The 8436-nt window shown below is 64.3% G+C and carries 9 protein-coding genes and 1 pseudogene; 9 read left to right on the top strand and 1 reads right to left on the bottom strand.

The window, feature by feature from the left end:
- Positions 1-166 precede the first annotated feature (166 nt).
- The gene (locus AC1DY5_RS32055) at positions 167-592 is read right to left on the bottom strand and encodes a PPC domain-containing DNA-binding protein (protein WP_478118038.1); all 426 of its coding nucleotides are present in this window, start codon (positions 590-592) and stop codon (positions 167-169) included.
- Between the two features lie 268 nt (positions 593-860).
- Here AC1DY5_RS32055 and AC1DY5_RS32050 point away from each other — a divergent pair, with 268 nt between their 5' ends.
- The 9 genes and pseudogenes from AC1DY5_RS32050 (at position 861) to AC1DY5_RS32010 (ending at position 8301) form a co-directional block, all read left to right on the top strand.
- Positions 861-1178: a hypothetical protein gene (locus AC1DY5_RS32050; protein ID WP_478118036.1), complete on the top strand. Its 318-nt coding sequence runs from the start codon at positions 861-863 to the stop codon at positions 1176-1178.
- 27 nt (positions 1179-1205) lie between these two features.
- On the top strand, positions 1206-1538 hold the full coding sequence (locus AC1DY5_RS32045) for a hypothetical protein (RefSeq protein ID WP_478118034.1): 333 nt from the start codon (positions 1206-1208) through the stop codon (positions 1536-1538).
- A gap of 58 nt (positions 1539-1596) precedes the next feature.
- Positions 1597-2634, top strand: a complete 1038-nt coding sequence (locus tag AC1DY5_RS32040) for a TRAP transporter substrate-binding protein (protein WP_478118032.1) — start codon at positions 1597-1599, stop codon at positions 2632-2634.
- 92 nt (positions 2635-2726) lie between these two features.
- Positions 2727-3248: a PPC domain-containing DNA-binding protein gene (locus AC1DY5_RS32035; protein ID WP_478118030.1), complete on the top strand. Its 522-nt coding sequence runs from the start codon at positions 2727-2729 to the stop codon at positions 3246-3248.
- Positions 3249-3260: 12 nt separating this feature from the next.
- Positions 3261-5165 carry a TRAP transporter large permease gene (locus tag AC1DY5_RS32030; RefSeq protein ID WP_478118028.1) on the top strand — a complete coding sequence of 635 codons (1905 nt, stop codon included), beginning with the start codon at positions 3261-3263 and terminating at the stop codon, positions 5163-5165.
- A 7-nt stretch (positions 5166-5172) separates the two neighbouring features.
- Complete coding sequence (locus AC1DY5_RS32025) at positions 5173-5466, top strand: YciI family protein (protein ID WP_478118026.1); 294 nt, start codon at positions 5173-5175, stop codon at positions 5464-5466.
- Positions 5467-5473: 7 nt separating this feature from the next.
- Positions 5474-6262 (top strand): 2-keto-4-pentenoate hydratase, encoded by a 789-nt coding sequence (mhpD, locus tag AC1DY5_RS32020; protein ID WP_478118024.1) that lies wholly within the window; start codon positions 5474-5476, stop codon positions 6260-6262.
- Positions 6263-6276: 14 nt separating this feature from the next.
- Positions 6277-7077: pseudogene (locus AC1DY5_RS32015) on the top strand (acetaldehyde dehydrogenase (acetylating)); the annotation flags it as partial.
- A gap of 96 nt (positions 7078-7173) precedes the next feature.
- Positions 7174-8301, top strand: a complete 1128-nt coding sequence (locus tag AC1DY5_RS32010) for an IS5 family transposase (protein WP_478118022.1) — start codon at positions 7174-7176, stop codon at positions 8299-8301.
- Positions 8302-8436 lie beyond the last annotated feature (135 nt).

Below are 8436 nucleotides of genomic sequence, written 5' to 3'. Positions count from 1 at the left end.
GCTCAGAAGCGCCCCTCGATCATCGCCGCCTGCTGGGTGCAGGCCACGCTGTGGTGATGTCATGATTTATGGAAGTCTCAATAGTTGCGGGATGTTGTACTAGATCGCAGTCGGGTCGATCAGGAGTTGCGCCGTCTCTGCTCGGTTCGCATTCGGCGCCACGGAATCAGGAACCGCAGCCACCCACCTGTTCGCCGCCTGCCGCACCACAGAGGTCGAGCACATTAGCGCCCGTGCGCTCGTCGGTCTGCCGCTGCAGGGTCTGAGCGTGAACCGTGATGGTCAGCTCCATGGATCCGGTGCCGACCTCCAGAGCAAGCAGATGCCCGCCGTAGGCAGCGAATGTGCTGTCGCATGCCACGGCATGCAGGTGGGGGAGCGGCTTGCCGTCCTTCCAGGCGAGGCTTCCCACCAGGCTGCCGATCTCGACGTTGTCGAAGTGACGCGGATTGAACCTGCGCTGCCGCGCATCCCAGAAGCCGAAAGTCGCGTGGCCGAAGCCGAGACCCACGAGGCTCGCACTCGGAATGCGCATACGGTGGGTCAGATCGATCAGCTGCGCAAAGAYGTCATCGCCTTGTCGCAGGACCATGAGGTAGCCGTTGTTCGTGCGGATGAACCGCGTGGTATCTGATGCTGTCATTCGTTCGTCCCGTGAAGAGGAGGGGAGGAGGGGCGCCGGTCACTGTAGGACACAACTTCGCGTGACCGCCCGAGCAATGGGGTTTGCCCCTGGATCGGCGCACGTCGCGGAAAGGCTGATATCTCGATTTGAATCTATGACAGGGCAGCACCGTTCCCTATTCTTCCGACATCGCGCTGCAGAGGTTGCAGCACGAAAACTCAATCTGGAGACAGCGATGCCTTTGTTTCTCAACGAAGTCTGGCTCGGGGACATCAAGCCCGAGCTCATCGAAGAGGCCGTGGCCTTCTTCGGCAACCTGAGCGTCGGAACCAAGCCGGACAACCTGCCGCCCGACCTGCGCATGGTCGCGGGTCCCTGGCTCTCTGCGGAGGAAGCAAAGGTGATGTTCATCTTCGAGATCGACGACCCGTCGACGATGTTCGACGCCTATGCGGAACGCGTGGTCAGCGGCCTGTTCGCCCGGCGCAAGCTCACGCTGCTCTCGGGCTGGGAGCAGATGAGGGCGTACACGGATCGCGTGACCGCGGCCTGAACTTCAAACTGACAAGGAGATAGCAAGATGCCCAAGTTTTTCAACGAAGTGTGGCTGCGCGACATGTCACCGAGGACGATGCAAGGCGTCGTCGATTTCCTCGGCAAGCTGCGCGTTGGCGTGAGGCCGCACAACCTGCCTGGCGACCTGCGCCTGCTGGCGGGCCCATGGCTGTCGAACGAGGAGGCGAAGGTCTATTTCGTCTTCGAGATCGACGACCCCACAAAGACGTTCGAGGCCTTTGCCGAGCGGGTGGCGGACGGTCTCTTCCTGAAGCGGCGACTGACGCTCATACAGGACTGGGACGGCGCAAGGAGCTTCTCGAAGTACCTCAGCAACAGGAAGTCGGCGACCGCGTAACACCCGTCGTCACTGCATCCGCAAGCACACAAGAGATCAAAATCAAAGGAGACAAGTCATGAGCGAAATCAACAGAGGGCGCCGCCTGGTGCTCGGGCGCGGCATGGGCATCGCGGCTGCCTCCGCGGCGCCGGGCCTGATGCTCGCCACGCCGGCGCGTGCGCTTGGCCAGGCCTACAACTACAAGCTGGGCATCGCGCTGGCGCCCACCCATCCGACCACCGCGAACCTCACCGCGGCCGCCGCGGAAATTGCGCGCGCTTCGAACGGGCGTCTGAATATCCAGGTGTTTCCCAACAGCCAGCTCGGCAGCGACACGGACATGATCTCGCAGGTCCGTTCGGGCGCGATCGACTTCGTCAGCACGGCGGGCCTCATCTGGGGCACGCTGGTGCCCGCTGCCTCCATCAGCGGCGTGGGCTTCGCGTTCCCAAGCTATGAGCATGTGTGGCAGGCGATGGACGGCGATCTGGGCGCCCACATCCGGGCCGCGTTCGCCAAGGTCAACCTGGTGCCCCAGTCAAAGATCTGGGACCACGGCTTTCGCCAGGTGACCAGCAGCAGCCGGCAGATCCAGTCACCGCAGGACCTCAGCGGGTTCAAGATCCGCGTGCCGCTGAGCCCCGCGCTCACGTCGCTGTTCAAGGCCTTCGGCGCCGCGCCTGCCGGCATCAACATGGCGGAGACCTATACGGCGTTGCAGACCCGGATCGTCGACGGCCAGGAGAATCCGCTGACCATCCTCGAGACACAGCGGCTCTACGAGGTGCAGAAGTACTGCTCGCTGACCTCGCACGTGTGGGACGGCTTCTGGCTCGTCGGCAACATGCGCACGTGGAATGCGCTGCCCGAGGACCTTCGGCAGCTGACGTCCACAACCTTCGATGCCTATGCCCTCAAGCAGCGCCAGGCGGTGGACGCGCTCAATACCCGGCTGCGCGATGACCTGAAGGGCCGGGGAATGGTCTTCAACCAGCCCGAGCTGGCGGGCTTCCGCACCTACCTCGGCAAGGCCGGCTTTTACAAGGACTGGCAGAAGAAGTTCCCGGCCGAAACCTGGGCGCTGCTCGAGAAATACGCGGGCCAACTCGCATAGCGGCCCCCCGATTCCTTCCGATGCGATTCGACGGTCGGTGGCCGCTGTGCCACTGCCGCGGCAGTCCTCAACCTCAATTTCCTGGAGACATCATGAAAACTCTCGCGCGGCTGGTATCTCTCGTTGCGTTGGGCCTTGCCTTGACCTGTTCGGTCACGCAGGGCGCGGCGGCGCAGGACCTCAAGGGGAAGTACATGAAGACGCCCACGGGCTACTTTATGGTGCTTCGCCACGGCGACAACGTGCTTCAAAACCTGGAGCAGTTGGCCCAGGCGGAAAAGATTCCGAGTGCTAGCTTCGTCGGCATCGGCTTCATGTCGGAGGCCACCTTCGGCTTCTACGACTTCGCCCGCAAGCAGTTCGATCCCAAGACCTTCCGCAACGTCGAGATGGCCAACATGACCGGCTCCATCGCCTGGAAGGAAGGCAAGCCTTCCATTCACGCGCATGGCACGGTGACGGACGGCACCTTCGGCGGCGCCGGCGGCCATCTCCTGGGGCTGACGGTCGGCACGGGGTCGTGTGAGATCACGGTCGTCCTGCACCCGGAGCGGCTGGAGCGTTTCGTCGATCCCGAAATCCAGGCCAATGTCCTCGGACTGCCGCAGCACTGAGGGAGGCGGGCCATGTCAACGCATGCGGTCGAAGTCAATTCACAGCTCGTCGATCACAATGAAGCGGACGGCAGCAAGAGCAATCTGAGGCGGGCACTCTGCGCGGCCGACAAGGCCGTAGGGACGCTGTGCGAAGTGCCGGCCGCGCTGCTGGTCGTCGCGGAGATCGTCGTGCTCTTCAGCGGGGTCGTGAGCCGGTATGTCTTGCACAGCCCGCTGGTCTGGGTCGACGAGCTGGCCTCTCTGCTCTTCATCTGGCTCATCATGCTGGGCGCGGGGGTGGCGTTCCGCCGTGGCAGCCACATGCGCATGACCGCGCTCGTGGACCTCGCCAGCCCGGGAGCGAGGAGTTTCCTCGAACTCCTCGCCACCGTCGGCGCGATGACGTGGCTCGCGCTGATGGCCCATCCGGCGTTCGAGTTCGCCAGCGAGGAGGCTCTCGTGACCATGCCCGCGCTGGACATCTCCAATGCCTGGCGGGCAGCTGCCTTGCCCGTGGGCATCGGGCTCATTCTGCTGATGAGCGTGCTGCGGTTGCTGGCCACGTCGAGCAGGCGGATGGCGATCGCCGCGGTGGTCGCCTGCGTTGCGGTCGTCGGTGGGCTGGTGGTGTTGCAGCCCGTCCTGCAGGGGCTCGGGAATGCCAACCTGCTCGTGTTCTTCGTCGTGATCGTCGGTCTGCTGGTCTTTGCCGGCGTGCCCATCGCGTTCTCGTTCGGTCTGGCGACCTTTGGCTATCTGAGCCTGACCACTTCCACGCCCACGATGGTGATCGTGGGGCGAATGGATGAGGGGATGTCGCACCTTATCCTGCTGTCCGTGCCGCTGTTCGTCTTTCTTGGTGTGCTGATCGAGATGACGTCGATGGCGAGGGCCATGGTGCAGTTCCTCGCTAACCTGCTCGGGCATGTCCGCGGAGGGCTGTCATTTGTCCTCATCGGCGCGATGTACCTCGTGTCGGGAATCTCGGGCTCCAAGGCGGCGGACATGGCGGCGGTCGCCCCGGTGCTCTTCCCCGAGATGAAGAAGCGCGGAGCAAAAGACGGCGACATGGTCGCGCTGCTGGCGGCGACCGGTGCGCAGACCGAGACGATTCCCCCGAGCCTGGTGCTCATCACAATTGGGTCGGTCATGGGCATCTCCATTGCCGACCTGTTCACCGGCGGCCTGCTGCCCGGCGTGGTGCTGGCGGCGATGCTGGGGTTGGTGGTGTGGTGGCGCGCACGCAGGGCGGGCGGGCCCTGCGTCGCGCGGGTCGACTGGGGCGTCGTGGGCAAGAGCTTCATCGTGGCGCTTCCGGCGCTGGCGCTGCCCTTCGTGATCCGCGCCGCCGTCGTGGAAGGCGTCGCGACGGCGACCGAGGTCTCGACCATCGGCATCGTCTACGCGGTCCTGACCGGCCTGCTGATCTACAGGAAGTTCGACCTCCGGCGCGTATGGCCCGCGCTGGTGGAGACCGCGGCCTTGTCCGGCGCCATCCTGCTCATCATCGGGACTGCGACTGGAATGGCCTGGGCCCTGACGCAATCCGGATTCTCGGGCGATCTGGCCGCGGCGATGGCGAAGCTGCCTGGCGGGGCGGCGGGCTTCATGGCGGTCTCGATCGTGACTTTCATTCTCCTTGGCAGCGTGCTCGAAGGCATCCCGGCCATCGTGCTGTTCGGACCTCTTCTGTTCCCGATCGCGCGAGAGCTGGGCATCCATGACGTTCACTACTCGATGGTGGTCGTCTTGGCGATGGGCATCGGCCTCTTCGCCCCGCCATTCGGCGTCGGCTACTACGCCGCGTGCGCCATCAGCCGCACCAGCCCGAGCGAAGGCGTGCGCCATATCTGGCTCTACATGGCCTCGCTCTTCATCGGCACCGTGCTGGTGGCGGCCGTGCCATGGATCTCGATCGGATTTCTCAACAGGTAGGTCTCACATGAAATTCACAGCCTTCGTCGAATACACCCACGAACCCGAGCGCATCGCCCGGACGCGGCCCGCGCATCGCGCTTATCTGCAGGATCTGCTGCAACAGGATCGGCTGGTCCTGGCCGGCCCGTTTGCCGACGGCAGCGGCGCGCTGTTCATCTACGACGCTCGGAACGAGGACGAGGCCGCGAAGCTGGCGGCCAACGATCCGCTCTCCAAGGCATCGCTGTTCAAGAAGGTCGTCATGAAGCCGTGGACGCCCGTCTTCTCGAACCCCCTTCACCTGACAACCGCACTCTGAGGCCCGCATGGACACAGCGACGATTGAACGTCTTGCCGCATCGCTGAGGAGCGGATCCCGCGAGGGCCGGCCGATTCCACCCGTTCGGGACGATCTGGCCGCGATGGGCGTGGCAGGCGCGTATGCGGTCCAGGACCTGAATACGACCTTCCACCTCGAGGCCGGCCGGCGGCTGACGGGCCGCAAGATCGGCCTGACCTCGAAGTCGGTCCAGCAGCAGCTCGGCGTCGACTCGCCCGACTTCGGGATGCTCTTCGCCGACATGGAACTCGCGCCCGACGAAGAAGTCGCGGCGGACCGCGTGCTCCAGCCGAAGGTCGAAGCGGAGGTGGCCGTGGTGCTCGAGCGCGACCTCGGCGACGAGCAGGTCACGCTGTCGCAGCTGATGTCGGCGGTGGCGTACGTCCTGCCTGCCGTGGAGATCGTCGGCAGCCGCATTCGCGACTGGGACATCCGGCTGCTGGACACGATCGCCGACAACGCTTCCTCGGGCCTGTATGCGTTGGGCACCCGGCCGAGGAAGCTCTCCGAGGTCGACCTTCGCACCTGCGGAATGCTCATGGAGCGCAAGGGACAGGTCGTCTCCCTCGGCGTGGGCGCCGCGTGCCTCGGGCACCCGCTGAATGCCGCGCTGTGGCTGGCCCGCAAGATGGTGGAAGTGGGCCGGCCCCTGCGGGCGGGCGACGTGATCATGACCGGCGCGCTCGGTCCCATGGTCGCGATCTCGCCGGGTGACGTCATCGACACAACCATTGCTGGACTGGGTGCCGTGAGAACGGCCTTCGCGCCGGCCTGAATGAGGAGCAACGAATGTCCAGCGGAAAGATCAAGGCAGCCATCATCGGCAGCGGCAACATCGGCACCGACCTCATGATCAAGGTCATGCGGCACGGGCGGCACGTCGAACTCGCCGCGATGGTCGGGATCGATCCCGGCTCCGAAGGCCTGGCAAGAGCGCAGCGCCTGGGCGTGGCGACGACGCATGAAGGTGTCGAGGGCCTCATGCGCCTTCCCGTGTTCGGTGACATCGAACTCGTGTTCGACGCCACCAGCGCTTCCGCTCACGTGGTCAACGATCGCGTTCTAAGGGAGATCAAGCCGGACGTGCGGATGGTGGACCTGACGCCGGCGGCGATCGGCCCCTACTGCGTGCCGGTCGTCAACGGCGACGAGTGCCTGAACGCGCCGAACGTGAACATGGTGACGTGCGGTGGGCAGGCCACGATTCCGATCGTTGCCGCGGTCTCCCGCGTAGCGAAGGTGCGCTACGCGGAAATCGTGGCCAGCATTTCCAGCCGGTCGGCCGGACCGGGCACGCGGGCCAACATCGACGAGTTCACCGAAACCACGTCCAGGGCGATCCAGATGGTGGGTGGCGCCGAATGCGGGAAGGCCATCATCGTCCTCAACCCGGCCGAGCCTCCCCTAATGATGCGCGACACCGTCTACACCTTGAGCGAGGTGGCGAACGAGGCGCGGATCGCCGACTCGGTGAAAGAGATGGTCGCTGCCGTGCAGCGCTACGTGCCCGGGTATCGGCTGAAGCAGGAAGTGCAATTCGATCGGGTCCGGGACTTGAACATTCCGGGCATCGGGCGGGTCGACGGCCTAACAGGGTGCTGAAATACCTCTTCCGCCAGTCGGCGCGTGTCAGCCCTCAAGCGTTGGAAGTTGATCCCCCGACAGTTGCAAATCAAGACCCAGACGATGCGCGGAGCCGATACCTTCACCGAGAGCTTGTTCACGATGCGCCGCCTCGAGGACTTCGTACCCGCCAATCATCCGCTGCGCCCCATCCGCGCGATGGTCAATGAAGCGCTGCTCAAGATGGATAACTTGTTCGCCGGCATGTACGAGGCCGACATCAAGGGCGGGCGCCCCAGCATCGCTCCAGAGAAGCTGCTGCGCGCGATGCTGCTGCAGATCTTCTTCAGCGTTCGCTCGGAGCGCCAGCTCATGGAGCAGACCCAATACAACCTGCTGTATCGCTGGTTCATTGGCCTGGCCATGGACGATGCGGTCTGGGTTCCCAGTGTCTTCACCAAGAACCGCGAACGCCTGATCGAGCATGACGCCATCATCGAACTGTTCAACCACATCGTCGAAGCAGCTGGTCGCAAAGGCTGGTTGTCGGGCGAACACTTCAGCGTCGATGGCACCCTCATCCAGGCGTGGGCCAGCCACAGGAGCTTCGTGCGCAAGGACGGCGGCGGCGGCGACGATGATGATGATGATGCGGGCAACAACTCGACCGGTAGCACCAGCTTCAAAGGTCAGACCCGCAGCAACGACACCCACGCCTCGCGCACCGATGGCGATGCGCGGCTGTACCGCAAGGGCAAGACCGCCAGTGAGCTGCGCTACATGGGCCATACCCTTTCGGACAATCGCCACGGCCTGATTGCCAACGCGATGGTCACACAAGCCGACGGCTTTGCCGAACGCGAAGCGGCCAAGGTGATGATCAGGGATGCCCGCCAGGCCACCGCGAGTCCGGATGCCGAGGTCACGCTCGGTGCGGACAAGGGCTACGACGCGCAGGAGTTCGTCCAGGCATGCCAGGACATGGGCGTGATACCGCACGTGGCCCAGAACACTTCCGGGCGGCGCTCAGCAGTGCCCGATGCCATCGCTGCGGGCGAGGGCTATGCGCTGTCGCAGCGCAAGCGCAAGCTCATCGAGCAGGGCTTTGGCTGGGCCAAGACGGTGGGCGGAATTCGTCAGGTGATGGTGCGTGGACTCAAGCGCGTGGACCACCTGTTCGTGCTGACGATGACGGCCTACAACTTGACGCGCATGCGTTCGTTGGGACAAATCCGTCCGCAGGGGCTCTGAGGCAATCAGAGCCTCGCAAAACACCCTCAAATCAGCGAAAACGGCTCCCGAAATCGCTGCTTACTGCACCATCTGAAAAACGAGTCTTCGCCGAAGAAGATGACTCGCTTTGGAGGGGAGTATTTCCGCATCCTG

The organism is Variovorax sp. P4_D9 (assembly GCF_056401695.1).
Note: the sequence above shows the minus strand (reverse complement) of the source record. Positions and strands in the feature narration are given on the sequence as shown.

Coding starts and splice junctions, on each gene's coding strand:
- AC1DY5_RS32010 (WP_478118022.1), top strand. CDS start 7,174: ATGCGCGGAGCCGATACCTTCACCGAGAGCTTGTTCACGATGCGCCGC.
- mhpD (WP_478118024.1), top strand. CDS start 5,474: ATGGACACAGCGACGATTGAACGTCTTGCCGCATCGCTGAGGAGCGGA.
- AC1DY5_RS32030 (WP_478118028.1), top strand. CDS start 3,261: ATGTCAACGCATGCGGTCGAAGTCAATTCACAGCTCGTCGATCACAAT.
- AC1DY5_RS32045 (WP_478118034.1), top strand. CDS start 1,206: ATGCCCAAGTTTTTCAACGAAGTGTGGCTGCGCGACATGTCACCGAGG.
- AC1DY5_RS32050 (WP_478118036.1), top strand. CDS start 861: ATGCCTTTGTTTCTCAACGAAGTCTGGCTCGGGGACATCAAGCCCGAG.
- AC1DY5_RS32040 (WP_478118032.1), top strand. CDS start 1,597: ATGAGCGAAATCAACAGAGGGCGCCGCCTGGTGCTCGGGCGCGGCATG.
- AC1DY5_RS32025 (WP_478118026.1), top strand. CDS start 5,173: ATGAAATTCACAGCCTTCGTCGAATACACCCACGAACCCGAGCGCATC.
- AC1DY5_RS32035 (WP_478118030.1), top strand. CDS start 2,727: ATGAAAACTCTCGCGCGGCTGGTATCTCTCGTTGCGTTGGGCCTTGCC.